This is a genomic window from Leisingera sp. M658 (genome assembly GCF_025144145.1).
Lineage (GTDB): Bacteria > Pseudomonadota > Alphaproteobacteria > Rhodobacterales > Rhodobacteraceae > Leisingera.
On sequence record NZ_CP083546.1, the window covers coordinates 1,068,821 to 1,095,394 of the forward strand.

General features: G+C 62.0%; 21 protein-coding genes. 18 read left to right on the top strand and 3 right to left on the bottom strand.

The annotated features are described in order from the left end of the window. The first annotated feature begins 60 nt into the window (after positions 1-60). From K3724_RS05390 to K3724_RS05415, 6 genes are all read left to right on the top strand, one after another. Positions 61-1,506: an aldehyde dehydrogenase family protein gene (locus tag K3724_RS05390; RefSeq protein ID WP_259990764.1), complete on the top strand. Its 1,446-nt coding sequence runs from the start codon at positions 61-63 to the stop codon at positions 1,504-1,506. A 133-nt stretch (positions 1,507-1,639) separates the two neighbouring features. Next, positions 1,640-2,623 (top strand): dipeptidase, encoded by a 984-nt coding sequence (locus tag K3724_RS05395; protein WP_259990766.1) that lies wholly within the window; start codon positions 1,640-1,642, stop codon positions 2,621-2,623. A 5-nt stretch (positions 2,624-2,628) separates the two neighbouring features. Beyond that, positions 2,629-4,341, top strand: a complete 1,713-nt coding sequence (locus tag K3724_RS05400; RefSeq protein WP_259990768.1) for a hypothetical protein — start codon at positions 2,629-2,631, stop codon at positions 4,339-4,341. After that, on the top strand, positions 4,338-4,985 hold the full coding sequence (locus tag K3724_RS05405; RefSeq protein ID WP_259990770.1) for a DUF3726 domain-containing protein: 648 nt from the start codon (positions 4,338-4,340) through the stop codon (positions 4,983-4,985). Before K3724_RS05400 ends, K3724_RS05405 begins: the two co-directional genes overlap by 4 nt. Before the next feature lie 12 nt (positions 4,986-4,997). Continuing rightward, positions 4,998-6,008: an Ldh family oxidoreductase gene (locus K3724_RS05410; RefSeq protein WP_259990772.1), complete on the top strand. Its 1,011-nt coding sequence runs from the start codon at positions 4,998-5,000 to the stop codon at positions 6,006-6,008. A 77-nt stretch (positions 6,009-6,085) separates the two neighbouring features. After that, a complete protein-coding gene (locus K3724_RS05415; protein WP_259990774.1) occupies positions 6,086-7,915 on the top strand; it encodes a BCCT family transporter in 1,830 nt (609 codons plus the stop codon). Positions 7,916-8,016: 101 nt separating this feature from the next. Here K3724_RS05415 and K3724_RS23835 read toward each other — a convergent pair whose 3' ends face one another. After that, entirely contained in the window at positions 8,017-8,946 is a 930-nt protein-coding gene (locus K3724_RS23835) for a LysR family transcriptional regulator (protein WP_311200208.1), read from the bottom strand. A gap of 107 nt (positions 8,947-9,053) precedes the next feature. On the opposite strand from K3724_RS23835, the gene K3724_RS05430 reads away from it, so the two are divergent. The 6 genes from K3724_RS05430 to K3724_RS05455 all read left to right on the top strand — a co-directional run bounded on the left by K3724_RS05430 (position 9,054) and on the right by K3724_RS05455 (position 16,220). Next, entirely contained in the window at positions 9,054-11,519 is a 2,466-nt protein-coding gene (locus K3724_RS05430) for a CoA transferase (protein WP_259990775.1), read from the top strand. A gap of 207 nt (positions 11,520-11,726) precedes the next feature. Further along, complete coding sequence (locus tag K3724_RS05435) at positions 11,727-12,560, top strand: cytochrome c oxidase subunit II (RefSeq protein WP_259990777.1); 834 nt, start codon at positions 11,727-11,729, stop codon at positions 12,558-12,560. A 70-nt stretch (positions 12,561-12,630) separates the two neighbouring features. Next, entirely contained in the window at positions 12,631-14,403 is a 1,773-nt protein-coding gene (locus K3724_RS05440; RefSeq protein ID WP_259990779.1) for a cbb3-type cytochrome c oxidase subunit I, read from the top strand. Then, on the top strand, positions 14,400-15,110 hold the full coding sequence (locus K3724_RS05445; protein ID WP_259990781.1) for a cytochrome c oxidase subunit 3: 711 nt from the start codon (positions 14,400-14,402) through the stop codon (positions 15,108-15,110). Before K3724_RS05440 ends, K3724_RS05445 begins: the two co-directional genes overlap by 4 nt. Before the next feature lie 12 nt (positions 15,111-15,122). Further along, positions 15,123-15,839: a heme-copper oxidase subunit III family protein gene (locus tag K3724_RS05450; RefSeq protein WP_259990783.1), complete on the top strand. Its 717-nt coding sequence runs from the start codon at positions 15,123-15,125 to the stop codon at positions 15,837-15,839. Between the two features lie 9 nt (positions 15,840-15,848). Next, entirely contained in the window at positions 15,849-16,220 is a 372-nt protein-coding gene (locus K3724_RS05455) for a cytochrome C oxidase subunit IV family protein (protein WP_259990785.1), read from the top strand. Between the two features lie 116 nt (positions 16,221-16,336). Here the strand turns inward: K3724_RS05455 and katG are convergent, their stop codons facing one another. Beyond that, a complete protein-coding gene (gene katG, locus K3724_RS05460) occupies positions 16,337-18,538 on the bottom strand; it encodes a catalase/peroxidase HPI (protein ID WP_259990787.1) in 2,202 nt (733 codons plus the stop codon). Positions 18,539-18,747: 209 nt separating this feature from the next. Here katG and K3724_RS05465 point away from each other — a divergent pair, with 209 nt between their 5' ends. From K3724_RS05465 to K3724_RS05480, 4 genes are all read left to right on the top strand, one after another. Next, positions 18,748-19,665 carry a LysR substrate-binding domain-containing protein gene (locus K3724_RS05465; RefSeq protein WP_259990788.1) on the top strand — a complete coding sequence of 306 codons (918 nt, stop codon included), beginning with the start codon at positions 18,748-18,750 and terminating at the stop codon, positions 19,663-19,665. A 201-nt stretch (positions 19,666-19,866) separates the two neighbouring features. After that, on the top strand, positions 19,867-20,928 hold the full coding sequence (locus tag K3724_RS05470; protein ID WP_259990790.1) for a Hint domain-containing protein: 1,062 nt from the start codon (positions 19,867-19,869) through the stop codon (positions 20,926-20,928). Positions 20,929-21,245: 317 nt separating this feature from the next. Further along, a complete protein-coding gene (gene rpsD / locus K3724_RS05475; protein ID WP_027258072.1) occupies positions 21,246-21,866 on the top strand; it encodes a 30S ribosomal protein S4 in 621 nt (206 codons plus the stop codon). Between the two features lie 150 nt (positions 21,867-22,016). Next, a complete protein-coding gene (locus K3724_RS05480) occupies positions 22,017-22,586 on the top strand; it encodes a PA14 domain-containing protein (RefSeq protein WP_129370154.1) in 570 nt (189 codons plus the stop codon). An 84-nt stretch (positions 22,587-22,670) separates the two neighbouring features. On the opposite strand, the gene K3724_RS05485 is transcribed toward K3724_RS05480, so the two are convergent. Continuing rightward, positions 22,671-23,132: an Lrp/AsnC family transcriptional regulator gene (locus K3724_RS05485; RefSeq protein WP_259990794.1), complete on the bottom strand. Its 462-nt coding sequence runs from the start codon at positions 23,130-23,132 to the stop codon at positions 22,671-22,673. A gap of 105 nt (positions 23,133-23,237) precedes the next feature. Here K3724_RS05485 and K3724_RS05490 point away from each other — a divergent pair, with 105 nt between their 5' ends. Both K3724_RS05490 and K3724_RS05495 read left to right on the top strand, forming a co-directional pair. Continuing rightward, the gene (locus K3724_RS05490) at positions 23,238-24,662 is read left to right on the top strand and encodes an aminotransferase class V-fold PLP-dependent enzyme (RefSeq protein WP_259990796.1); all 1,425 of its coding nucleotides are present in this window, start codon (positions 23,238-23,240) and stop codon (positions 24,660-24,662) included. Positions 24,663-24,833: 171 nt separating this feature from the next. Continuing rightward, positions 24,834-26,480, top strand: a complete 1,647-nt coding sequence (locus tag K3724_RS05495) for a peptidoglycan-binding protein (protein WP_259990798.1) — start codon at positions 24,834-24,836, stop codon at positions 26,478-26,480. Positions 26,481-26,574 lie beyond the last annotated feature (94 nt).

Genomic DNA, 26,574 nt, shown 5'->3' on the forward strand with positions numbered 1-26,574 from the left:
GATGCCGGTGCCGAAGTCCATCCTGCTGTAAACCTGAAATTCAGCATCTGAGGCTTCTCCGTGACCAAATTGAACCTGATTGCCGGCGAATGGCTGGCTGGCGAAAGCGAAATCGAAAACCGCAACCCTTCGGATCTGAGCGATCTGGTCGGCATGTTTGCCCAGGCCAGCGCCGATCAGCTGGAGGCAACGCTGGACCAGGCGCAAGTTGCGCAAGCCGAGTGGGAAGCCTATGGCATGGAGCGCAAGCAGGCGGTGCTGATGAACATCGGCAACGAGCTGATGTCCCGCGCCGAGGAGCTGGGCACCCTGCTGTCCCGCGAAGAAGGCAAGCCGTTTGCTGAAGGCAAGGGCGAAGTCTACCGTGCCGGTCAGTTCTTCACCTATTACGCCGCTGAATGCCTGCGTCAGCTGGGCGAAAATGCCGATTCTGTACGTCCCGGCGTTGAAATCGACGTGCGCCGCGAAGCGGTTGGCACCGTTGCCATCATCAGCCCCTGGAACTTCCCGACCGCAACCGCGTCGTGGAAAATTGCGCCGGCGCTGTGCTACGGCAACGCCGTGGTTTGGAAACCTGCCAACATCACCCCGGCATCGGCTGTTGCGCTGACAGAAATCATTAACCGTCAGGACATCCCCAAGGGTCTGTTCTCGCTGGTCATGGGCTCGGGCCGCTCGATCGGTCAGCGCCTGGTGGAAAGCCCCAAGGTCAACGCCATTTCCTTCACTGGGTCTGTGCCGGTTGGCAAAGGCATCGCCTCGGCCGCCATCCAGAACTTGACCAAAGTGCAGATGGAGATGGGGTCCAAAAACGCGCTGGCGGTTATGGATGATGCAGATATCGATCTGGCTGTGACCCTCGCGCTTGGCGGTGCCTTTGGCAGCACCGGTCAGAAGTGCACCGCGTCGTCGCGTCTGGTTGTGCATGCTTCGGTTCACGATGAATTTGTCGAAAAACTGGTCGCGGGCGCCAGCGCCTACAAGGTTGGCCACGCCCTGGAAGAGGGGACGCAAATTGGCCCCGTTGTCAGCGAGCAGCAGCTGAACGAGAACCTGGCCTATGTCGATCTGGGCAAAACCGAAGGCGCCGAACTGGCCTGCGGCGGCCAGCGGCTGGAGATGCCGCACGAGGGCTATTACATGTCCCCCGGCGTATTCCTGAACACCAACAACCAGATGCGCATCAACCGCGAGGAAATGTTCGCGCCGCTGACCAGCGTGATCAAGGTTGGCAGCTATGACGAAGCGCTGAGCGTGGTGAACGACACCAACTTCGGCCTGACTTCGGGCATCGTTACCCAGTCGCTGGCCCGCGCCACCCATTTCCGCCGCAACGCCCGCACCGGTGTTGTCACCGTCAACCTGCCCACCGCAGGCACCGACTACCACGTGCCGTTCGGCGGCCGCGGCGACAGCTCTTATGGCCCGCGCGAGCAGGGCAAGGCAGCGGCGGAGTTCTATACCACCGTCAAGACCGCCTACATCAGCGCCGGCAATCCGGTCTGATTAATGAACTCTGGCAGCGCCGTGCAGCCGGCCTGCCAGCTTATGGACGCGCCCGTTCTGCCTCACGTGGGGCGGGCGCATACTGCCCGCCGCAAGGGGCCGGGCGATGGTTTTTGAAATTCGAGGTGCTTGAATGACCGGATACCGTATCGATTGCCTGCAATATGCCAACTGGTCGGAGAAGATATTCCGTCAGCTGCGCGAGGGCGGCGTGGACGCGATCCAAGTCACCATTGCCTATCACGAGAACTTCCGCGAAACGGTTCTGAATTTTGAGAAGTGGAACCGCTGGTTCGAGCAGTATCCTGACCTGATCATGAAGGGGCAGTGGGCCTCTGACATCGACAAGGCCCGCGACACCGGCCGCACCGCAGTGTTCTTCGGCTTCCAGAACCCGTCGCCGATGGAAGACGACATCGGCCTGGTCGAGATCCTGCACACCCTGGGCGCACGTTTCATGCAGCTCACCTATAACAACCAGTCGCTGCTGGCGACCGGCTGTTACGAGGCCGAGGATCCCGGCATCACCCGGATGGGCAAGCAGGTCATCAAGGAGATGAACCGCGTCGGACTGGTCGTGGACATGAGCCATTCCGCCGACCGTTCCACCATCGAGGCGGCGGAGATTTCCACCCGCCCGATCGCCATCACCCATGCCAACCCGTATGAGTGGTCGCCGGCCCTGCGCAACAAAAAGGATGACGTCATCCGCGCGGTCACAGGCCACGGCGGCATGCTGGGCTTTTCGGTCTATCCGCATCACCTGAAGGACAAGGGCGCCTGCACCCTGCAAAGCTTCTGCGAGATGATTGCACGCACCGCCGACAAATACGGGGTGGAACACCTCGGTATCGGCACCGACCTGTGCCAGGATCAGCCCGACAGCGTGGTTGAGTGGATGCGCGTCGGCCGCTGGAGCAAGGAAATCGACTACGGCGAAGGATCAGCCGCCGCTCCGGGATTCCCGGAAATGCCTAGCTGGTTCAAGGACAACCGCGACTTTGGAAACATCGAAGAGGGCCTTCGCGCGACGGGCATGAACGATGATGAGGTCAGCGGCATCATGGGCGGGAACTGGCACCGGTTCTTTGCCGAAAACTTTGGCCCCAAAGGATAACCTAAATGGAAACAACCGCGCAGACATCAATATCACTACGGGACCCGGCGCAGGTCATGCGCCTTAGCCGTCTCGGTTCTTTGCACCAGTGCCGCCTCAGCTTCATGCGGATTCTGACACGGCGCATGGCCCGCGAAAACTGGAGCTTTTCGCGCCCCAAGTTTGATATTGATGAAAACGGGGTCGGTGTTGCAGTCTTTTCCGCAACCGGCCCTGCGCGGACCTATTCTCTGATCGCCTTTGCACATGATCTGCCGCCTGAAATGCGGTCGGATCGTGTGATTGCAACTGCGTGGGATGCCACCTTTGCCCTGTTCGATGGTGTCCCGACGGATGAAGACATCGAACGTCTTTCGAAAAATGTCCCCTATCAGGAAGCCGGCCGGGTCAGCGAGCGCGAGATTTCGGTATCGCGCGCAAACCGGTCCGTGCGCCTGTGGGAACATGTGGTTTCCGCCCTGTCCGAAGGCCGCCAGCCAGATGCTGCCCAGCTTGATGCCGTCGGCTATTTGATGCGGACCACAGCCGTTTACGGATCGGGAAAACTGGGTGCTGCGGATCGCGAGATGATCGCAAAACGCCCCGAATTCCAGGTTCCGTTCCAGGCCGAGATGCTGTCGGTTTTCCTGACCCGCTGGTTTGTGCGCGATCTGGTGCAGCATATGGCAGACCTGCGCGCCAAGGCGGCAGGCCGAACAGCAGCACAGCTGGCCCCGGAACTGGCCCGGTCGCTTGGTATCGGCAACTCAACCGGCTTGGGCATGGCGCCGTTCCTGCTGAACCATCCGGTTCTGTTCAACAACTGGATCGCCGCCCGCGAGGATGCAATCCGTACCGTCCGCAGTCTGGACAGCGCATCGGAGGACGAAATCGCCCTGTTCCTGCGGCTTTTGCAGCGCAGCAAAAAGAATGTTGACCTGTGGCAGTCCGAGCATGAGATCCAGGTGCGCAAACTGGCCGGGCTGCGGAACGACCTGGAACAGATCGACGCCTATCTGAGCACTCCGCAGGTGCTGAGCGGTCCCCAGCCCTGGGATCAGATGCACCGCTGGGCCGAAGAAACACTGTCTCTGGAAGGCCAGGAATGGCTGGCCTCAATGATGCTGGAACCCTATGGCAGCCTGATTGATGAGTTGAGCGACGGCATGGCAGCGGACAATACGCCGACGTTCCGCATTGCCGGTGCGATGACCATTGACGAACTGCGCGGGCTTCTGACGCGGATTTATGAATGGGCGATCGGTACAGACTGGCAGAAACGGGAAAACCGGGCCCGCGCCTGGTATGTGTCCGAAGAAAAGCTGGAACCGCGTCTGGGCGAACGGTTTGAGGAGCCGGTGGAGGAATACGAGCAGCCGCTGGCGCCTGGCCGGGATGCTGCGGCGCTGTTCAATGCGCTGGCGCATTGGCAGGGCGAGATCCGCGTCGCCGAGTTCCTGCTGCGCCATCCTGAATACCGTCATACGGTGCGCCGGGCGCAGATCGCGGGCCGCGCACCTTATGCCGAGATCCGTGACAACACGATCTCGCACGACGTTCTGCCGATTGACATGCTGCGTTGCAAACTCGCCTTCTTCGGCGCCACGCAGTTTGATCCCCGCTCTGACCGCTGGGTGCGGATCTGCATGTATGGCAACGCACCCTACCCGCAGGAGCTTTCGCAGGAGAACGCTGAATTCTGGGTCTATCCCAGACTGGAAGAGGGGGCACTGGCATGAACCATTCCCTGAATGAAATCGAAGCAATGTGCAAACGCGCTGCCCGTGGCGCCGGCCTTCCCTGGGGATTGGCCGAGGAGGCTGCAAAAGGCACGCGCTGGATCTCTTCCTTTGGCTTTCCGGGGGCGGAGCTGCTGGCTGCGCTGCTGGAGATGAACGACCGTTTGCCGCCCGCGGATCTGGCGCCTTTGGCACTGAAAGGCGTGTGGAGCGCCCCGTCGGGGCGGATGAGCCCGCTGATTGCCGGCGCCGCCTTAAGCGACTGCGCGGTACAGCTGATGGATGCGGGCCGGATCGAAATGGAGCGTGTGTGCGTGCCGTTGCTGCTGGTTCCCTTTGCTGCTGGGGCTGCGTTGCGGCTGGAGACTCCGGTCGCTGTTGAATGGGCGGGTGTCTACCTTGCAACAGATGGCCGCCAGCTGTGCGCGCGGGGCGCTCCCGACGCCTACACAGCGATGCTTGCCGACAAGGTTGCTTTCACCACTCCGGCTGAAATGACCGACCGCCGGGAGCCGGTTTTGCGCGGCAGCGCTCCGGCCGAGGCCTGGGACCGCCTTGGCGTTCTTGCCCACCGCACTTATGCGCCCGCCACCGAAGCTTCGCGATTGCGCGGCGCCGGTGCCGGGCTGTCTGACAACGACTGAAGAGGCGTCGCTATGACCGAAACCAATACCCTGACCCTTGCCGAGATCGAGGATCTGTCCTTCCGCGCCCTGGTGGCGGCGGGCACATCCGAGGCCAACGCCCGCCCGCTGGCTGTTGCCACCGCAGCAACCGAAGCGGATGGCGTCGCCAGCCATGGCTTGGCCTATATCCCGATCTATGCCGAGCATGTGCAATGCGGCAAGGTGGACGGGCAGGCGGTTCCGGCTCTGGCGCGTCCGCGTCCCGGCGTGGTGGCGGTGGATGCTGCCACCGGCTTTGCCCATTCCGCGATTGACATGGGGTTCGAGGCGCTGATCCCGGCTGCCCGCGAGCAGGGGGTCGCGGTTCTGGCGATCCGCAACAGCTATAACTGCGGCGTGCTGGGCTATCACACTGCCCGTCTGGCCCGCGCCGGACTGGTGGGGCTGGGCTTTACCAATGCGCCCGCCTCCATCGCGCCTTCGGGCGGTAAGAAACCTGTTGTCGGCACCAATCCGTTCTCAGTCGCGGTGCCGGGTGAAGACGGTGAGCCGGAACTGCTGATCGACCAAAGCGCCAGCACCATCGCCAAAAGCGAAGTGATGAAACACGCCCGCGAAGGCAAAGAAATCCCGCTGGGCTGGGCGCTGGACGCCGACGGCAATCCGACCACCGACCCGGATGCGGGCCTTAAGGGGTCAATGGCGCCGTCGGGCGGTTACAAAGGCGTTGGTGTTGCGCTGCTGACCGAGATCATGGCCGCAGCCCTGACCGGTGCGACCCTTGGTATCAACGCCTCGCCGTTTTCCGGCACTGCAGGCGGGCCGCCCAAAACCGGCCAAATGTTCATCGCAATCGACCCGGTTGCCACCTCAAATGACAGTTTTCGATCCGGAATGGTCGGAATCGTAGAAGCAGTACGTGCGCAGACTGGCGCACATCTGCCGGGCGACGGGCGCCGCGGCAAGCGGATCAAGGCCCGGACAGATGGCGTCGCGGTCAGCGTAGCAACGCTGAACAGGATCAAAGCCCTGATGGGCTGACGCCAGACTCCGGCGGTTACGCGAACCGCCGGAAAATCCGCACTTCGGTGCGGCACGTGCGAAACGGGAGGAAACGCATGTCAATTAAACAACCTTTCACCGATCTGGAGATTAACACCTCCGACGGTGGCTTCTATAAGGGGCACAGTCTTGAGATCGCCTTGCTCAGCAAGGGGATCATGGTCGCTTTGGTTCTCTGGGCGCTGGTCTGGCCGGCCAACGCCACCGGCGTTCTGGGCAGCCTGAACGGGCGCATTCTGGAAGACTTCAACGCCTTCTACATCGTCATTGTCGGCTTCTTCGCCTTTTTCCTGTTTGTGGTCGCCGCATTGCCGCAAACCGGTAAGCGGATCATGGGGACGCCGGGCGAGCAAAAGGAGTTCTCGGACTTTTCCTGGTTCTCGATGATGTTCGGTGCCGGTCTGGGCGTCGGCCTGATGGTTTTTGCCACCGCTGAGCCGCTTGGCCTTTGGGGTTCCAACCCGGAAGTGCTGGCGCAGAACGTGGTTCCGAACACCGAAGAAGCCATTCAGTCCGGCTTCCGCTACACGTTTCTGCATTACGGCTTCCATGCCTGGGCGATCTATGTGGTGACGGGTCTGTCGCTGGCCTATTACGCCTATACCCGTGATATGCCGCTGACCATCCGCACTGCACTGACACCGCTGTTCGGCAAGCTGATGAACGGCATTGCGGGCCATGTGGTTGACGTGCTGGGCGTGGTTGCAACCATCCTGGGTGTGTCTGTGACCATCGGTTTCGGTGTCAGCCAGTTTGTTGACGGCGTCTATGCCATCACCGGCATGGAATGGATGATGGACATGAGCGGCGACGCGCCGGCACCCGGCACTGTTGGCCTGCTGTCCGGCCTGTTTGCCATCATGGGCCTGTCGATCATCTCGGCTGTGTCCGGCGTGGGCCGCGGCGTGAAGTACCTGTCCAACCTGAACCTGGTTTTGTCGTTCATCCTGCTGCTGACCTTCGTGGTCTTCGGCTCCTTCATGTTTGCAATGACGACCTATGCGACGGCCTTTGTGGACTACATCCTGCATTTCGCTTCGCTGAGCTTCGGTCCCTACACCCCGCAGCCTGCGGCTGATTTTGCGGCGGCACTGCCTGCAGAGGCTGCCCCGTATGCGGATGCGCTGCGCGGCGGAGCGACCAATGCCTGGGGCTCCTTCGACGGCTTCAAATCGGGTCTGGAAGGCGAAGCGGCTGCCCTGTCCGACGACGTTCTGTCGGCGGCCTATGCCGCGGGTGAACCGCAGCGCCAATTCGGCTGGCAGTCAGCCTGGACCACGTTCTACTGGGCCTGGTGGATTGCGTTCTCGCCCTTCGTCGGCCTGTTCCTGGCACGCATTTCCCGCGGCCGTTCGGTGCGTGAATTCATCATCGGCTGCGTGTTTGCACCGGCGATGGTCTGCTTTGCCTGGATGGCTATCCTGGGCGGCACTGCGATCGACCTGGAACTCAGCGGTGCGGCAGAAGGCGCCATCATCGGCGCGTCGAACACGGCCAAGCTGTTTGTGACCTTGCAAAGCATGATCGACGGCGGCCTGCTGTCGGGCATCACCATCATGTGTGTTGTGCTGATCATGACCTTCCTGGTTACCTCGGCGGACTCCGGCATCCTGGTGATGAACACCATCATGTCCGGCGGTGATCAGAACATCGGCAACAAGCACAAGATCGTTTGGGGCCTGATCCTGACCGCTGTGATCGGCACCCTGCTGTTCGCAGGCAAGCAGAACGGCGGAGCCGATCCGATGGAGGCGCTGAAAAGCGCGATGATCATCGGCGCGCTGCCCTTCACCATGGTCATGGGCCTGATGTGCGTGTCGCTGGCCAAGGCGCTGTACCGTGACGGTCTGCGCGAAAAGGCTGGGGAAAGCGCACCTGCTGAATAAGCAACACCTCCGGGCTGCTTATACCAGAGCGGCCCGGTAAACAGATCAGCCGCCTATTCAGGCGGCAACAGGGCCGGCGGGAGAGATCCCTCCGGCCCTTTTCAGTTGGGGCTAGCTGGATCCCGGCTGGCAGCGGCTTCCCGTTTGAACCACTTCAGCATCCGCTCCAGCGCGCTGCCGCCGCTTTCGCGGTACTGCAGAAAGTAGCTGTGCGGCCTGTCCGACACCGCAGGCCCCAGCCGCAGCACCTCGCCGGCTGCTAGGGCCTGATCGGCAATCCCCGCCCAGCCCAGCCCAATGCCTTCACCGCGCCGTACCGACTGCAGCAGGAACGGATAGGCGTCGAATTCCGCGGCGGTGCCGAAGTGCGGCGCCTGCAGCCCTGCATGGGAAAACCAGCCATCCCAGGTCAGAAAGCCAGAGGTTCCGGTGTCAAAATGCAAAAACAGATTCGGCGCGAGTTGTGCAATGCTGTTCTCTGCTTCTGGGTGGGCTTCCAGAAAACCGGGGCTGCAAATCGGAAAGGTTTCCGCTGGGATCAGCGGAAAATACGGCCGGTCCGGCATCCGCGACGGATCCCAGACAACTGCTGCATCCAGGCGGCTAAGGTCAATGTCGCCCAGCTGGTCCGTGGTCACTACCCGCACCCGGCCGCCGCCCAGATAAGCACGCAAGGCAGAGAAACGAGGCATCAGCCACTGGTCCGCAAAGCCAAAGGTACAGGCCAGCGTCACCTCATCCGTGTCCGGAGCAGCCAGAACCTCGCTCCAGGCCTGATCCACATGACCCAGCCCCAGCGCCACCGCATCGGCCAGCCGGGCGGCATTGGCTGTCGGGGTGATCCGGTTGTTGTTGCGCTCGAACAGCGGCTGCCGCAGGCGCTCCTCCAAAGTGGAGATATGGCGCGAGACCGCAGGCTGGCTGAGGCCCAGCTCGGCGGCGGCGCGGGACAGGCTGGCATGGCGCACCGCCACTTCCAGCACCAAGAGGGCGTTCAGCGAACCGGCGGTGGGGCGTATCGAGCGTTCCATAGGAAATTGTTAGGGAGAGCATGCTTTTTTGGCCAGTGGATATTGCGGGGCCTGAAGATAATCTGTTGCGGATTGAACTTTGAACCGACAACAGGCGAGACCTCTTCATGCCGCAACGCCCCCTTTCCCATATCCGCGTTCTCGACTTCGGCCATTACCTGGCCGGTCCCCTGACTGGCATGATGCTGGCCGATATGGGCGCCGAGGTGATCCGCATTTCCCCGCCCGGCGGCACCGGCTTTGACGGCCCGGCCTTCGACATGCTGTCGCGGGGCAAGCAGGTGCTGGTACTGGACCTGAAATCCGATGAAGGCCGCGCCGCCGCAATTGAGCTGGCCAAACGTGCCGATGCGGTGATCGAAAACTTCCGCCCCGGGGTGATGGGCCGGCTGGGCCTGGGGCCGGAGGCCATGCGCGCGGCCAACGATCAGCTGGTCTATCTGTCGATGCCGGGCTTTGCCTCCACTGACGCTGATCTCGCGGACCTGCCCGCCTGGGAGGCGGTGATTGCCGCCTATACCGGCCAATTCACCGACATGGGGCTGAACCGCCGCCTGATGGGCATCAACCCGTCTTTTTCGCCGCTGGCGCTGGCTTCGGCTTATGGGGCCAGCTTTGGCGCCATGTCTGTGCTGTTTGCGCTGAACGCGCGGGCACAGAACGGCGGCGACCATATCGAGGTGCCGCTGGCCGCCGCCCTGCTGGAGGGGCTGGTCTATAACTGCGAGCAGATCGAGGACTACCCCGAGCGCTATAAATCCCCGCGCGAGGTGGAGCTGGACCGGCGCGAAGCCGAAGGCCTGCCGATTAACCTGAAGTTCGAGGAGCTGTCGGAGTTCCTCGACCCGTTCTACCGCACCTACACCTGCGCTGATGGGCGCGGTTTCTATGTGGTGGCCGGCTCGGTCGCCACCCACCCGCGGCGGGTGCTGGAGACCCTTGGGCTGAAGGATCTGGCGGACGGGTTGCCGGATTTCTCCGCCTATCTGGACACCAAGGACTGGCCCGCGGAATGGTCAATGCGCAATTATCCGGTAGGGCCGTCCGACCGGGCGCGGGTGTCCTCGGCGATGAAGGCCGCCTTCCTGACCAAACCATCGTATGAGTGGGAGGATTTGTTCGGCGCCGCCAAGGCCCCCGCCACCGCGCAGCGTTTCACCAAGGAATGGCTGGACGACCCGCATGCGCTGGCCTCGGGCCTGGTGCTGCAGGTAGCGGATACCAAGCACGGCGCGATGCGGCAGATGGGCAATGTGGCCTGGCTGAGTGATGACGCAGGCGCAGCCCAGAAGGTCAGCGCCGTCAACGCAGATCTGTCTGCGCTGCTGGCAGAGCCGGAGCGCAGCACTGGCGGCGGTCATGAAGGCAAAGGATGGCTCGACGGATTGAAGGTCGTCGACCTTACCAATGTGATCGCCGGGCCGACCATCGGTTCAACCCTGGCGCGGTTTGGCGCCGAGGTGACGCTGGTGCAGCCGGTGGAACCGTCGGTGGATCCCTGGAACACCGTTGTCTTTGGCATCCACGCACAGCGCGGCAAGGAGAGCATCCTGCTGAACCTGCGCACGGACGCGGGGCAGGACGCATTGGCCAAGCTGATTGCTGGCGCTGATGTGATCACCATGAACGGCTCGGACCAGCAGCGGGACAAGCTGGGACTGTCTCCGGCGCGGTTGGCCGCGATCAACCCGCGCCTGATCCTGGTGCAGCTGGATGCCTTTGGCGGGCCTATGCGCGGGCCGAAGTCGGATCACCTGGGCTATGACGACCTGGCGCAGGCGGCAACCGGCGTGATGCTGCGCTTTGGCGGCGGCATGGACACGCCCGAGGAACACGCCCATTTCGGCACCATCGACGTGCTGACCGGTTTTTGCGCCTGTGTGGCTCTGGGCGGCGCTTTGCTGCGGCTTAAGGAGACCGGCAAAGGCGGGGTGGCGCGGGCCTCGCTGGCAGCGGCGGGCAATCTGATCCAGGCGCAGTTCATGTATGATCACACGGGCAGGGCACCGTTTGACGAACCCTCAGGCCGCGAGGCCCTGGGCTGGGGGCCGTTCTACCATTGCTATCAGGCCGCGGACGGCTGGTTCTTCTTTGCGGCGCCCAGCGAGCGCGGCGCTGCGCTGGCGCGGGTGGCAGAGCTGGCAGACCTGGCCGCGCTGCCGGAGGATCAGTTGCACAGCGCCCTGTCCCTGCGGTTCAGCACGCAGCCGCTTGCCCATTGGCGTGCGGCTTTTGCCGGAACTTCTTCCACGGCGGTGCCGCTGTCGTCGCTGCACGAAACCCGCGATGCGGCGCTGCAGCTGGAAAGCGCCGGCAATATCGACCTGAAACAAGCTACGTTCCGGGTGATCCGCCACGACCGGCACCCGATGGGCCGCTGGTGCGATTTGGTGGCGCCGAATGCGATGCGTCCGCAAACCGGCCGGATCACCATCCCGGGGCCCGCGCCGAAATACGGTGCGCACACCAGAACCATCCTGGAGCGGTTGGGTTACCCGCCGGAACAGGCTGAGGCGATGATTGCCAGCGGTGCTGCGGGTGAGGCCTGGTCGGAAAAATACTTGCCGGAATAGGTCTTGGATCTGCGGTCTTGCAGAGTGTGGGGCGCCCGTTTGTCCTTGCCGGGAAATGCGGGGAATTGGAAATTACCTGCCGCAAAAGGCGTAAAACTTCCGGATTCTGGATTAATTTGTGAAACCGTCATATAGTGGCATCTCATGCCAAATGAACCTGTGTGCCGGACGGTCGGAAATGTCCGGGCAGCGGGGAAAGGGGGCGGGATGCTGATTGCGGTCGTGCTTGTGCTGATCGTGGCGGGGTCTGTTGCGTTCCATCTGTTAAGTCCGTGGTGGTGGACGCCGATCGCGTCGAATTGGGACTATATCGACGATACGCTGGTTATAACTTTCTGGATCACCGGCGCGGTGTTTGCCGCGGTGGTCTTGTTTACGGCTTATTGCGTCTGGAAATTCCGCCACCGGCCCGGGCACAAGGCGGAATTCGACCCGGAAAACAAACGGCTGGAGCTGTGGCTGACCGGGGTGACCGCTGTGGGAGTGGCGGCGATGCTGGTGCCGGGGCTGTTTGTGTGGAAGCAGTTCGTCACCGTGCCTGAAGACGCCACTGAACTTGAGGTCTTCGGCCAGCAGTGGAGCTGGGCCTACCGGCTGCCCGGCGCTGACGGGGTGCTGGGCACCGCCGATGCGGAATGGGTGAACGGGGAAAACCCCTTGGGTGTCAATCCGCATGACCGCTTTGGCAAGGATGACCTTATAGTCGAGGGCGGTGAGGTGTATCTGCCGGTGGATAAGCCGGTGAAGCTGCTGCTGCGCTCGATCGATGTGCTGCACAATTTCTACGTGCCTGAATTCCGCGCCAAGATGGACATGGTGCCTGGCATGGTCACCTATATCTGGCTCATCCCCACCCGCACCGGCACCTTTGAAGTGTTATGCGCCGAGTACTGCGGCACCGCCCATCCCTTCATGCGCGGCTATGTGAGCGTTGTGGAGGCGGAGGAATACCAGGAGTGGCTGCAGGAGCAGCTGACTTTTGAAGAATATGCCAATGGGGGCTCTGAAACCGGAGCCGGAACCAGGCTCGCACGGCGCTGAGGGGGCGGGCGCAATGCGCCCCCATGTGAGGAAGGCCGGGCGATACATCTGAATTGGATGGAGTTCTGCAATGACCGACTACTTGCCTGAACCGGACAGCAATCTGCCGCCGCGCGAAGTGGCCGATGTGATGCCGCCGCATGCGCACAGCTGGATCGGCAAATACGTCTTCTCGCAGGATGCCAAATACATCGCCATCCAATACTCCGGCACCGCCATTGCAATTGGCATGGTGGCGCTGGTGCTGTCGTGGCTGATGCGGCTGCAGCTGGGCTTTCCCGGCACTTTCGACTTCATCACGGCCGAGGCCTATTACCAGTTTGTCACCATGCATGGGATGATCATGGTGGTCTATCTGCTGACAGCGATCTTCCTGGGGGGCTTCGGCAATTACCTGATCCCGCTGATGGTCGGTGCGCGCGATATGGTGTTTCCCTTCGTCAATATGCTCAGCTTCTGGATCTACCTGCTGGCAGTTCTGGTGCTGGTGGCCAGCTTCTTTGTTCCTGGCGGCCCCACCGGCGCAGGCTGGACGCTGTACCCGCCGCAGGCGGTGCTGTCCGGCACCCCAGGCGGCGCGCAGGGCGGGATCATCCTGATGCTGCTCTCGCTGATCCTGTTCATCATCGGTTTCACCATGGGCGGGCTGAACTATGCCGTCACCGTGCTGCAGGCCCGCACCCGCGGCATGACAATGATGCGGCTGCCGCTGACGGTCTGGGGGATCTTCACCGCCACGGTGATGGCGTTGCTGGCGTTTCCAGCGCTGTTTGTGGCCTGCGTGATGATGCTGTTCGACCGGCTGCTGGGCACCTCTTTCTTCATGCCGACGCTGGTGGAACTGGGTGAAAAGCTCAGCTATGGCGGCGGCAGCCCGATTGCGTTTCAGCATCTGTTCTGGTTTTTCGGCCACCCCGAAGTATACATCGTGGCACTGCCCGCCTTCGGTATCGTCTCCGATCTGATTGCCGTGCATGCGCGCAAGACGGTGTTCGGGTACCGGATGATGGTCTGGGCGATCGTTATCATCGGCGCGCTCAGCTTTATTGTCTGGGCACACCATATGTATGTCTCGGGCATGCACCCATGGTTCGGCTTTTTCTTTGCCACCACCACGCTGATCATCGCCATTCCCACGGCCATCAAAGTCTACAACTGGGTGCTGACCCTGTGGAAAGGCGACATCCACCTGACCATCCCGATGCTGTTTGCGCTGGGCTTTATCGTCACCTTCGTGAACGGCGGGCTGACGGGGCTGTTCCTGGGCAATGTGGTGGTTGATGTGCCGCTGTCGGACACGATGTTTGTAGTCGCCCATTTCCACATGGTGATGGGGGTGGCGCCGATCATGGTGATCTTTGGCGCGATCTATCACTGGTATCCGCTGATGACCGGCCGGCTGCTGAACAACGCTATGGGGCAGATCCATTTCTGGGTCACCTTCATTGGCGCTTATGCGATCTTCTTCCCGATGCATTATGTCGGACTTGTCGGCGTGCCGCGCCGCTATTTTGAGCTTGGCGAGCCGGAGTTCCTCACCGCACCGGTGGAAGGGCTGAATGCCTTCATTTCATCGGCGGCGCTGATAGTCGGCGCGGCGCAGCTGCTGTTCCTGTTCAATATCCTCTGGAGCCTGCGCCACGGGCGCCGATCAGGCGGCAACCCTTGGCGTGCGGCCTCGCTGGAGTGGCAAACACCTGAAATCCCACCCCGGCACGGCAATTGGGACGAGCTGCCCAATGTCTACCGCTGGGCCTACGATTACAGCCTGCCCGGCGCGGCTGAGGATTACGTCGCGCAGACTGACCCTTGGGTGCCGGACGGGCAGGGGCGGCGGCTGTGACTGTCATCCTCGCCTTTCTGGCGCTGGTGGCGCTGGCTGCGGGGCTGTGGCTGTCGCAGCAGCATCTGGCCGCCAAGCCCTGGCTGGAAACCGGGATTGCGCCCTTGGCGGGTCACGGTCCGGGCCGGGCGCCGGGTTTCATCTTCATAGCGGTCTTTGTAACGGTGATCGGCGGGCTGTTTGCCATGCTGGGCAGCGCCTTTGTCATGCAGATCGAAGAAACCCCGTGGGAGCTGGTGCCGCTGCCGGGCCGGGTCTGGCTGAACACGGTTTTGCTGCTGCTGGCCAGCCTGTGTCTGCAATTTGTGGTGATGTCCGCACGGGCAGGCACGCAGCGCTGGCTGCGCGGCAGCCTGATTGCAGCAAGCATCGCCACACTCGCCTTTCTGGCCGGCCAGATGCAGGTGTGGATCACCTTGACCGATGGCGGCTACCGGCTGGATGGCACTCCGGCGGCGAGTTTCTTCTATCTGATCACCGGCCTGCACGGGCTGCACATGCTGGGCGGTATTATCGCGCTGGCGGTGGTTTGCCTGCGCCATGCCGGGACCGGAACCGGATCAGGGGACGTCAAGACGCTGCTGCCGGGTGTGCGGCTTTGCGCGCTCTATTGGCACGCGCTGCTGGCCTTCTGGCTGATGCTGTTTGCGCTGCTGCAGGGCTGGGGCAATGCGTTTCTGGCGCTTTGCCGCGCGGCTGTGAGTTGAGGAGGGAGACCGATGGAACACCCATTGCAAGGCCAGGACCAGACGCTGCAGCAGCAGGGCCATAGCGGCTTTGCCGCCGATTGGGGGTCGGACCAGCGCGCCTTCAAGAAGGTCTCCTGGGGCAAGGCGATGATGTGGATCCTGCTGCTGAGCGATACCTTCGTCTTTGCCTGCTTCCTTGTTGCCTACCTGAATGCCCGCAACTCCACCACCGTTGAATGGCCTAACGCCAGCGAGGTTTTTGCCCTGCATATCGGCGGCGCCAACCTGCCGCTGATCCTGATTGCCATCATGACCTTTGTGCTGATCTCTTCCTCCGGCACCATGGCGATGGCGGTGAACTGCGCCTACCGCAAGGCGCGCAAGGCCACGGCCGTGCTGATGCTGGCCACTGCCGCGCTGGGCGCCGCCTTTGTCGGCATGCAGGCGTTTGAATGGTCCAAGCTGATTTCTGAGGGCGTGCGCCCCTGGGGCAACCCTTGGGGGGCCGAGCAATTCGGCGCCAGTTTCTTTATGATCACCGGCTTTCACGGCACCCATGTCACCATTGGAGTGATCTTTCTGGTGATCGTCGCCCGCCGGGTCTGGCGCGGTGATTTCGACCGCAACCAGCGCAGCTGGATGTCGGCGGGCAACGGCGACTATGAGGCGGTGGAGATCATGGGGCTTTACTGGCACTTCGTCGACCTGGTCTGGGTCTTTATCTTTGCATTCTTCTATCTGTGGTAGGGGGCCGATATGACAGATTCACCGCAAACCGCCGAGGCCTCAGCGATGGCGCATGACGAGGGGCAGCAGCATCCGTTAAAGCTCTATTTTTCAGTCTGGATACTGCTGTTCGTGCTTAGCGCCGCCTCCTACTGGGTCGATTACGCCCAGTTGCAGGGGCTATTGCGCTGGAGCCTGATCCTGATCTTCATGACGCTGAAGGCGGGGCTGATCATCGCGGTCTTCATGCATATGGCCTGGGAGCGGCTGGCGCTGATTTATGCGGTTCTGCTGCCGCCCCTGGCGATGATCGGGCTGCTGGCAATCCTGATCATCGAGTCGGATTACACGGCAGAAACACGGGTGATCGAATTCGGCCAGGGAAGTGCAGCAATCGAATAATCCTATCGCCCGGCTGAAGGCCGGGCAGCGCCTGACCTTCGCCTTGTATCTCAAAGGCCGCAATAAAAAAGGCGCCCCGGTTTCCCGAAGCGCCTTCTTTTCAAGTAAGGTGCTGCTTACGCCGCCAGATCAAACCGGTCTGCGTTCATCACCTTGACCCAGGCCGCCACAAAGTTCCGTACAAACGCCGCTTCGCCATCTGCCTGCGCATAGACCTCGGCCAAGGCCCGCAGCTGCGAGTTGGAGCCGAACACCAGATCCGCCCGGGTGCCGGTCCACTTCACCGCTTCGCTGGCCCGGTCACGGCCCTCATAGGTGCCATCGTCTGCCGGTTTCCACTCCACACCCGCATCGGTAATATTGGTGAAGAAGTCGGTGCTCAGCACGCCCACCCGGTCGGTGAACACGCCATGCTTGGAACCGCCATGGTTCGCGCCCAGCACCCGCAGACCGCCAACCAGCGCGGTCATTTCCGGCGCGCCAAGGGTCAAAAGCTGCGCCCGGTCCACCAGCATCTTCTCAGCCGGAACGCTATAGGCGGCCTTCTGGTAGTTGCGGAAACCATCGGCCTCCGGTTCCAGAACGGCAAAGCCTTCGGCGTCGGTCTGCTCCTGGGACGCGTCCGTCCGGCCCGGTGTGAACGGCACCGAAACCGGGTGGCCTGCCGCCTTGGCGGCTTCCTCAACACCGGCGCAGCCCGCCAGCACGATCAGATCCGCCATCGAGATCTTCTTGCCGCCAGCAGCGCTTGCGTTGAACGCGGATTGGATGCCTTCCAGGGTGTTCAGCACCTTGGCCAACTGGTCCGGCTGGTTCACCTCCCAGTCCTTTTGCGGTGCCAGACGGATACGGCCGCCATTCGCGCCGCCGCGCATGTCGGAGCCGCGGAAGGTCGAGGCCGAAGCCCAGGCGGTGGTGACCAGCTCAGAAACCGAAAGCCCGGTTGCCAGGATCGTGGCCTTCAGCTGCGAGGTGTCCTGTTCGTCCACCAGCGCATGATCCACTGCCGGGAGCGGATCCTGCCAGATCAGATCCTCGGCAGGCACATCCGCGCCCAGATAGCGCGACTTCGGACCCATGTCGCGGTGGCACAGCTTGAACCAGGCGCGGGCAAAGGCATCGGCGAATTTCTCCGGGTTGGCATGGAAATCGCGCGAGATTTTCTCGTACACAGGGTCCATCCGCAGCGACATGTCGGCGGTGGTCATCATCGGCGCATGCCGCTTGCTGGGGTCATGCGCGTCTACCACCATATGCTCCGGTGCCACGTTCTGCGCGTGCCATTGCTGCGCACCTGCGGGGCTTTTCTCCAGCTTCCACTCATATCCGAACAGCACGTCGAAATAGCCCATGTCCCAGGTTGTCGGGTTCGGCTTCCAGGCGCCCTCGATACCCGAGGTCGTAGTGTCGCCGCCCTTGCCGGAGCCATGAGCATTGATCCAGCCAAGGCCCATTTGCTCCATCGATCCGGCTTCAGGTTCAGCTCCGACCAGCTCAGGATCGCCGGCGCCATGCGCCTTGCCAAAGGTATGGCCGCCCGCAACCAGCGCCACGGTTTCCTCATCGTTCATCCCCATGCGGGCAAAGGTGTCCCGCACATCCAGCCCCGAGGCCACCGGATCCGGGTTGCCGTTCGGCCCTTCGGGGTTCACATAGATCAGGCCCATCTGCACAGCGGCCAGCGGGTTCTCCAGGTCACGGTCGCCGGAATAGCGCTTGTCGCCCAGCCACTCGGTCTCGGTGCCCCAATAGATGTCTTCCTCCGGCGCCCAAATATCCTCGCGGCCGCCGCCAAAGCCGAATACTGGGCCGCCCATTGATTCTATGGCACAGTTGCCTGCCAGGATTATCAGATCGCCCCACGAAATGCTGTTGCCGTACTTCTGCTTGACCGGCCACAGCAGGCGGCGCGCCTTGTCCAGGTTGCCGTTATCCGGCCAGGAGTTCACCGGCGCAAACCGCTGGTTGGCGGTGCCGCCGCCGCCGCGCCCGTCCGCGGTGCGGTAGGTGCCTGCGCTGTGCCAGGCCATCCGGATAAACAGCCCGCCGTAATGGCCATAGTCCGCTGGCCACCAGTCCTGGCTGTCGGTCATCAGCGCAAACAGATCCTTCTTCACCGCTTCCAGGTCCAGCTTGTTGAAGGCCTCGGCATAGCTGAAATCAGCCCCCATCGGGTTCGACTTGGGCGAATGCTGATGCAGGATCTTCAGGTTCAGCTGGTTCGGCCACCAATCCTGGTTCGAGGTGCCGCCGGCATCGGTGTTCAGCGCCGCGCCGTGCATCACCGGGCATTTTCCTGCGGGGGTGTTTCCGTCCATATTCTTCTCCGATCGTGGCTTCAAATAGTTGAACTGCGTCGTGGCAGAAATGTTCCCGGATCAGTCCAGCAGCGCAGGCACCGCCTGAAAATGCACTGGGGGCAAAAAACTGCTGTTGCCGGGAGTCCCTGTTGTTCTGCAGAGGAGGCTAGCAGGGAAATCCCATTGGATTAAGTTGCATTTATTCATCGCAGTGATAATGAAATCCTATGATGAACGTGACTCTCCGCCAGATGCGCTATTTTGAGGCGCTGGCCCAGCACCGCCATTTCGGCCGTGCGGCAGGTGCCTGCGCAGTTTCACAGCCCGCTTTGTCGGTTCAGATCAAGGAGCTGGAGGAAGCGCTGGGGGTGCAGCTGGTCGAACGCGGCGCCCGCCAGGTGCGGCTCACCAGCCTGGGTGAAGACCTGGCAGGCCGGGTGCGCGGTATTTTGCGATCAGTTGATGAGCTGGGCGAGCTGGCGCGGGCGTCCCGGGAGGGGCTGGCCGGGCGGTTGCGGATCGGGGTGATTCCCACCATTGCGCCCTATTTGCTGCCGTCGATTGTCGGGAACCTGACCCGGCAATACCCGGAGGCTGACATCCGAGTGCGCGAAACCGTGACCCCAAGGCTGCTGGAAGAACTGGGAGAGGGCCGGCTGGACACGGCGATTGTGGCGCTGCCGGTTTCGGAACCGGCCTTTGAGGAGGTGGCGCTGTTCGAAGAGGATTTTGTGCTGGTGCGCCCCGGCGAGGACACCGGCAAGCCGGTTCCTGGCCCCGATGGTTTGCGCGAAATGCGTCTGCTGCTGCTGGAGGAAGGGCATTGTTTCCGCGATCAGGCGCTGTCGTTCTGCAATATGCAGTCGGCAGCCCCGCGCGAGCTGCTGGATGGCAGCTCGCTGTCGACCCTGGTGCAGATGGTCAGCGCCGGAATCGGCGTCACGCTGATTCCCGAAATGGCCGTCCCGGTCGAGACCCGCTCGGCTGTTGTCTCGGTCGCGCGCTTCCGGGACCCTCAGCCGGCCCGCACCATTGGCATGATCTGGCGCCGCAGCAACCCGCTTGCGCGGCAGTTGATGCAGGTGGCAGAAGTGGTTCGGCAGGCTGCGCAGACCCTGCGTTCCAGCTATAGTCCGTTGAGTTGAAATGGATTTGTTTAGTATCTGTGGACAATCATCCGCCCTGTTTTCCAGCGATTGAGTGCCGCCAAAACCGCTGCAACCGCATGAGGATTGATGCCTAAAGGGCACGCTCACAACCATTTTACGGCATTGCAGTTTCGGGCCGGAAGGTGCGTTGTTAAGCTTTCGTTAATAAAAAACGAATTTAGGCAGGCATACAGGCAGATGAAAACGGGCTTTCGTGGCACGTTTGTTGTTTCCTGGTCGCAAACCGAGATTGACGGCCTTCCGGCCGCACCGGTTGACGCTCTTGATGTAGGGGCGGCCTGGTCCTGGCATGGCGATGCTGTGCGGGTGGACGGGCCGGCAGAGCTGTTGCGGCTGGACATGGCAAATGGCGAGGCAGATTTGCGCCGCCGGGCGGCACGGTCGGTGCGCCGGCTGGTAGGTGCGGCTGTTCAAAACCGGACCGATGTCGATTCGGTCAAGGTGGACGAGCCGCTGATGGACAGCAGCTTTGTTGTGACCAACGGCGTGCAAAGTTTCACCGTGACTCTCATAGAGGTGGGGCCGGGCCAGCGCCCGCTTTTGATGTTCGTCGACGAGCTGCCGCCGCGCGGTGCTGATCTGTGGGTGGTGCATCATTCGCTGGGAACGGTCAGCGCCGATCGTCCGCAGGGCGAAACCGGTGTGATCTGCTTTACCCCGGGCACTTTGATCGCAACACCCGGCGGCCCGAAGCGGGTTGAGCGGCTGCGCGAGGGCGAAAAGGTGCAGACCCGCGACAATGGCGCCCAGGAAATCCTCTGGATCGGCTCCCGCCGGATCAGCGGCGCACGTCTGTTTGTGATGCCGCGGCTGCGCCCGATCCGCATTCACGCCGGGGCCTTGGGCATCGACCGCCCAGAGCGGGAGCTGCTGGTCTCGCCGGATCACCGGATGCTGCTGCGCGGCGACCGGGTGCGGGCGCTGTTCAATACGCCCGAAGTTCTGGTGGCGGCAGGCGATCTGGTCAACGGCCGTACAATCCTGCCCGACGCCTCGGTGCGGCAGGCGACCTATATCCATATCATGCTGGCTAATCACCAGGTGCTTTGGGCCAACGGGGTTGAGACCGAAAGCTTCCACCCCTCCAATGCATCCCTGACAGCGCTCAGCGACAGCGACCGGGCGCGGCTGTTCCATCTGCAGCCCGGGCTGGAGCGGAATCCGCTGGGTTATGGCGCCTATGCGCGCCGCAACCTCAACGCATCCGAGGCTGCGATTCTGGGCCACGAGGCGGCCTGATCCGTTACCCGAACGCTGCCAGGCGTCCGGGCTCTTGCTGATTTCGCGGATTTCCCTGCGAAACCTGGCTGGCCGATGTTGACTCTGTCCCATCCCCCTATATAAGCGCGGCTTCATTGGTGTTGGCGGCCCTCGCAAGGGGATGCCTGTCATGCCCGGATCCTGGATCCGGAGCAAGAGGACAACGCCCTTAATAGTCACGGCTTGCCCGGGGCGGTTCAAACCAGACGGTTGTCAATGCAGATCGCGTTCGCAGCCCGAAAAGTGGGAACCGGTTTTCGGAGCAAGCTGCGAAGCCACTAATAAGGAGATCAGCCGTGACCAAACGCACGTCTGCCAAGTACAAAATCGACCGCCGCATGGGCGAAAACATCTGGGGCCGTCCGAAGTCTCCGGTCAACCGCCGCGACTATGGCCCCGGCCAGCACGGTCAGCGCCGCAAGGGCAAACTGTCCGACTTCGGCATCCAGCTGCGCGCCAAGCAGAAGCTCAAGGGCTACTACGGCGACCTGACCGAAAAGCAGTTCCGCCGCATTTACGGCGAAGCCGTGCGTGTGAACGGTGACACCGGTGAAAACCTGATCGGCCTGCTCGAGCGCCGCCTGGACGCCGTTGTCTACCGCGCCAAGTTTGTGGCAACCGTCTTTGCGGCCCGCCAGTTCGTGAACCACGGCCACGTGACCGTGAACGGTAAGCGCGTCAACATCCCGTCATACCGCGTGAAAGAGGGCGACGTGATCGAAGTCCGCGACAAGTCCAAGCAGATGGTTGCCGTTCTGGAAGCCACCCAGCTGGCCGAGCGCGACGTTCCCGATTACATCGAAGCCGACCACTCCAAGCTGAAGGCAACCTTCGTGCGCACCCCCGGCCTGGGCGACGTGCCGTACCCGGTTCTGATGGAACCGAACCTGGTTGTGGAATTCTACGCCAAGAACTAAGCCTGCTGCCGTCACGGCACATGGCGAAAGGGCTGCCCTGCGGGGCAGCCCTTTTTCGTTTACAGTATCTCCGGGGCCGTATTGGCAAAACCCGGTAGCCCTGCGCGCCGCCTGCCACTATCCTGCTTGTAAAACGACAGGGAGTGAGTGATGAAAACCTATCTGAAGGCTGCCGCCGCGATTGCAGTCCTGACCGCCGCCTCCGCAGGCGCTGCGCCGCTGAAGCTGGTCCCGGCAGACCCGCAGCCCTCCGGCGTCAAGCCGGGTCTGTCGGTGGTCTACGCCTATCCGCATGATGTGAAGTCTCTGGTTGAGGCCTCCTCGGCGCTGAAAATCTCCAGCGAGCGGGGCCAGCCCATCGCGGGTCTCGACAACCGTGACACGGAGGAGGGGCAGAACACGCTCACTTCCAAACGGGCGCTGAACGTCGTGGCCCGGATCACTGGCTATGTGAAGATTGACCAGCCCGGCATCCACAATATCGACTTTCTCACCAATGACGGGCTGCGCGCCCGGGTCGGCGGCCAGGTGGTGGGCGAATACGATGGCCGCCAGTCCTGCGACAGCACCATCCTGACAGAAGTAGAGGTGCCGTCAGCGGGCTGGTATCCGGTTGATATCCTTTACTTCCAGCGCCTTGGCACTGCCTGTCTGCACATGCGCATGGGGCCGGACGGCAAGCGCCCGAAATGGATGAAGAACAGCGCATTTGGTCACTGACCCGCAGCTTCTTTCTGGGCGAAAATACCCCGGGGGAAGCCCGCAGGGCTGGGGGCAGCGCCCCCTCTTTCCCAACCCGCCGGGCTACAGCGGCAGCGGGCGCCCCTCGGCGATGGCTTCCATCGCGAAGTAAGACGTCACGCTGTCCAACTCCACCCCCGAGATCAGCCGCTGATAGACCTTGTCATAGCTGGCCATGTCCTCGGTCACCACTTTCAGCTGGTAGTCGTAATCACCGCCGATACGGTGGAAATCCACCACCTCTGGGATTGTCAGCACATGGCGGCGGAATTTCAGCAGCCAATCCGCCGAATGATGCCGGGTACGCAGCAGCACAAAAACCACCAGATCCAGCCCCAGCTGCTTGCGGTCGAGCCGTGCAGTCGAGCCCTTCAGCAGCCCGCTGTCGTTCAACGCTTTCAGCCGCCGCCAGCAAGCGTTCTGCGACAGGCCCACCTGATCGGCCAGCTCTCGTTGCGACAGGCTGGCATCCTGTTGCAGCGCGCGTAGAATGCTTCGGTCAATTTGATCGGCTGTTTTGCTCATATTGAGATCATATGACACAATGATTGTTTTATCCACTCAGTATTTGCCAAAGTTTTTGCGCATGGAAGCGTTCATCTTGATTGCGAAAGATAACGGAGGCGCGACATGACCCTGGCAGCATTCAAACATACAATCCGGCAGGCCGCTCAAAACGGCGCCTTGGGCCGCAGCGTGATCGGCGACGGGGTGATGATCCCCGGTCTCGATGGCGAGGTGCCGCTGGTCTATGCCGATTACGTCGCCTCCGGTCGGGCGCTGCGCCAGGTCGAGGATTTTGTGGCGGACCAGGTGCTGCCCTTCTATGCCAACTCCCATACCGAGGCGTCTTATTGCGGCACGCAGATGACCCGCCTGCGCCGCGAGGCCCGGGCTGAGATCGCCCGCATGACCGGCGCCACTGGGGATGATGCGGTGATTTTCACCGGATCGGGCGCCACCGCGGGTCTCAACCGGCTGGTCAGCCTGTTCGGCGTGAACGAGGCTGTCCGGCCGGTTGTCTTCATCGGCCCTTATGAACACCACTCCAACATCCTGCCTTGGCGCGAAAGCAAGGCGGAGGTGGTGGAAATCCCCGAGGCCGCCGAGGGCGGTGTGGATCTGGCAGTTCTAGAACTCGCCCTGAAGCAGCACGCCGGCAGCGATCTGAAGATCGGCAGCTTCTCGGCGGCTTCCAACGTCACCGGCATCGTGACCGATCCTGACCCTATCAGCCGTCTGCTGCATGCGCACGGCGCACTGGCGGTCTGGGACTATGCCGGCGGCGGCCCGTATCTGCCAATCGACATGGGGCAGGGCGGGGCGGCACGTAAGGATGCCGTGGTGGTCTCACCGCACAAGTTTCCGGGCGGCCCCGGTGCTTCGGGTGTGCTGGTGGTCAACTCAGGCGCGGTGCGCCGCCGCTGCCCGTCCTGGCCGGGCGGGGGGACCGTCAGTTTTGTGTCCCCATGGCAGCACGAATACAGCCTGGACCTGGCAACCCGCGAAGAAGCCGGCACACCGAATGTGATCGGCGACATCCGCGCAGCCCTGGTATTCCTAGTGAAAGAGGCGGTCGGCCAGGAGCAGATCGAAGCCCGAGAAGCCAGGTTCGCAGACATGGCCTGGGCGGGCTGGTCCGGCAATCCGCACCTGCAGATCCTGGGTCACCGCGATGCGCACCGGCTGCCGATCTTCTCCTTTCTGGTTTCGGACGGGGCCGGCAATCCGGTGCATCAGCAGCTGTTCACCCGGATGCTAAGCGACGTCTACGGCATCCAGGCCCGCGGCGGCTGCGCCTGTGCGGGGCCTTATGCACACCGGTTGCTGGGCATTGGCCGGCCGGAGTCGGAACGGCTGTTTGCCGACTTAAAGGCAGGCGAGGAAATGAAAAAGCCCGGCTGGGTCCGGCTCAACTTCTCATATCTGATGGAGGAGGAGACCGCGCAATACGTCATCGATTGCGTCAACGATCTGACCCAAAGGGCAGGAGGGCTTGCGGCCCGCTATAATGTCGATCCGGAAACCGCGCGGTTCAAGGCGCTGGTCGCCTAGAGACAAACAAACCGGGTGCTTTCCCGGGGCTGGGAAGCACCTCACATACACGTGATATGTAGGTATCGAACCCCTGTATTTAAAGGGGGAAAATACAAGTCAAATCCCCCGCGACGGCGCGAAGGGGTGCGTGGCACGCTCTAACTGTATTTTATTGATTGGAGCACTGTTATGGCCCTTAAGCTTTCCGCCCCTGTTGGTGACAAGAAACGGATCACCAAACCGGACCCCAAGACTGGCGAGAGCAAATTCAAGCCGGTCAAAAATGCCCCCGCAGATGTTGAGCTGGTCCGCCTGATGCTTAAGGCAAACGGCTATTCCATTGAGGTCAGCACCAAATGCGACGCCGGGCTGATCAACACGATCAAGGATTTTCAGAAAAAGAAGCTGGGTTTCAAGAAGCCTGACGGCATTGTCGACCCCGGCATGCGGACCTGGAACGCAGGCCTGCCGAAACTGGCGGCACAGCATTCTGCCGACACCAAAGTAGAGCGGATTGAAGTTGTCGAGAACGGCAAGACCAAGCTGATCACCGTGGCCGAGTTTGAAGCCGGGCAGGAGGAGCTGCGGCGCAAGCTTCTGGCCAAGGCCAACATGATGTACGGCCAGGCGGAATCCTGGGTTGATTTCTGCAACGAGGTGGAAAGCACCCGCCAAGGGAACGACACTTTCCTGAACGCATTGACGGAATTTGCCGTCAGCGTTGTCAACGACAAGACCGATCCGCCCTGGACACCGATCCTAAATGCCCGCTCTGAATCCAGCCTGCTGAAAACGCTGACGAGCAAGAAGAAGCCTGATTGGAAAAAGGTGTACAAACAGGATGTTAAAGCATCCAAAGCCTATAACACCGGCGGCAAGGCGTTTAAGAAATTCATTGATCAGCGGATCGCCACTGCCGGCGGAATTGTCTGGAAGCTGGAAATCGTGCGCGAAGTGTCCTTTGCCGTGGTCGAAACCTATATGACCGCCCGTCTGGTGGCGACCAAGGGCATGTCGCCGGCCAAGGCCCACGCCATTGCCGCCGCCAGCACCGAAGCGCTGAAATCCAGCGCCGGCCAGTTGGGTGAGCACCTGGCGGGCAACAAGGTGACCTGGGATGGCGCCGCCAAGAAGGTCTTCATCGACAGCTTCATCGCCGGGCTCGCGGGTGCTGCTGGCGGCAAACTGACCTCCAAACTGTCGGCAGGGCTCGCCGATGATCTGGCCAAAGCCGCAGCCTCGAAACTCTCGCGTGAGTTTCCCAAAAAAGCAGTGAAAGTTTTCTTTGAGAAGTTCCTGAAATCCAAGGCCGGCGAGGCGATGGTGACCGAGGCGCTGAAGGAAACCATCGGTCTGGCCAAGCCCCTGATCGAAAAGGGCCGCCCGCCGAACACCAAGGAAATCAAGGAAAGCATTGCCAAGATCCTGACCGCGGGCATCATGTCGGCGGGCGCAGGCAAAGCGCTGGACAAATTCTCTTCCGGATTCACAGGCGCTGCTGAAAAGTTCCTCAAGACCAAACTGGCACCTGCCGCCATGGAAGGCGCGGTCAAGAAGGACCTGATTGCCAAATACGGCACCAAGGCGACCGAGGATTTCATCAAGCTGCACGGCGACGCGATCTATGGCGAGATTGCCAAGCAGATCAGCGGCAAGTCGTTCAGCAAATACGCAGGCGAGGTTCTGACCAGTTCGGACGGGTCGCAATCGGCCTCGACCATGCAGAAACAGGCCAATGAGGCGATGCGCAAGGACATGGAACTGCGCAAGCAGATCCAGAAAATCATCATGGCCGAAGCCAAACGCAAGATGCCCAAGTCGGCAGCGGCGCATTAACGCCGGCTGCACCGTCATTGGGGGCTGCCGCCGGGGGGGCGGCAGCAATGGGGAAGCGTCATCTTGGTGCTTCCCCACCAGCCTTTGGGCCGCT

Coding starts and splice junctions, on each gene's coding strand:
- K3724_RS05415 (WP_259990774.1), top strand. CDS start 6,086: ATGTCAATTAAACAACCTTTCACCGATCTGGAGATTAACACCTCCGAC.
- K3724_RS05490 (WP_259990796.1), top strand. CDS start 23,238: ATGACCCTGGCAGCATTCAAACATACAATCCGGCAGGCCGCTCAAAAC.
- K3724_RS05410 (WP_259990772.1), top strand. CDS start 4,998: ATGACCGAAACCAATACCCTGACCCTTGCCGAGATCGAGGATCTGTCC.
- K3724_RS05395 (WP_259990766.1), top strand. CDS start 1,640: ATGACCGGATACCGTATCGATTGCCTGCAATATGCCAACTGGTCGGAG.
- K3724_RS05450 (WP_259990783.1), top strand. CDS start 15,123: ATGGAACACCCATTGCAAGGCCAGGACCAGACGCTGCAGCAGCAGGGC.
- K3724_RS05485 (WP_259990794.1), bottom strand. CDS start 23,132: ATGAGCAAAACAGCCGATCAAATTGACCGAAGCATTCTACGCGCGCTG.
- katG (WP_259990787.1), bottom strand. CDS start 18,538: ATGGACGGAAACACCCCCGCAGGAAAATGCCCGGTGATGCACGGCGCG.
- K3724_RS23835 (WP_311200208.1), bottom strand. CDS start 8,946: ATGGAACGCTCGATACGCCCCACCGCCGGTTCGCTGAACGCCCTCTTG.
- K3724_RS05430 (WP_259990775.1), top strand. CDS start 9,054: ATGCCGCAACGCCCCCTTTCCCATATCCGCGTTCTCGACTTCGGCCAT.
- K3724_RS05440 (WP_259990779.1), top strand. CDS start 12,631: ATGACCGACTACTTGCCTGAACCGGACAGCAATCTGCCGCCGCGCGAA.
- K3724_RS05455 (WP_259990785.1), top strand. CDS start 15,849: ATGACAGATTCACCGCAAACCGCCGAGGCCTCAGCGATGGCGCATGAC.
- K3724_RS05470 (WP_259990790.1), top strand. CDS start 19,867: ATGAAAACGGGCTTTCGTGGCACGTTTGTTGTTTCCTGGTCGCAAACC.
- K3724_RS05405 (WP_259990770.1), top strand. CDS start 4,338: ATGAACCATTCCCTGAATGAAATCGAAGCAATGTGCAAACGCGCTGCC.
- K3724_RS05480 (WP_129370154.1), top strand. CDS start 22,017: ATGAAAACCTATCTGAAGGCTGCCGCCGCGATTGCAGTCCTGACCGCC.
- K3724_RS05465 (WP_259990788.1), top strand. CDS start 18,748: ATGATGAACGTGACTCTCCGCCAGATGCGCTATTTTGAGGCGCTGGCC.
- K3724_RS05495 (WP_259990798.1), top strand. CDS start 24,834: ATGGCCCTTAAGCTTTCCGCCCCTGTTGGTGACAAGAAACGGATCACC.
- K3724_RS05435 (WP_259990777.1), top strand. CDS start 11,727: ATGCTGATTGCGGTCGTGCTTGTGCTGATCGTGGCGGGGTCTGTTGCG.
- K3724_RS05400 (WP_259990768.1), top strand. CDS start 2,629: ATGGAAACAACCGCGCAGACATCAATATCACTACGGGACCCGGCGCAG.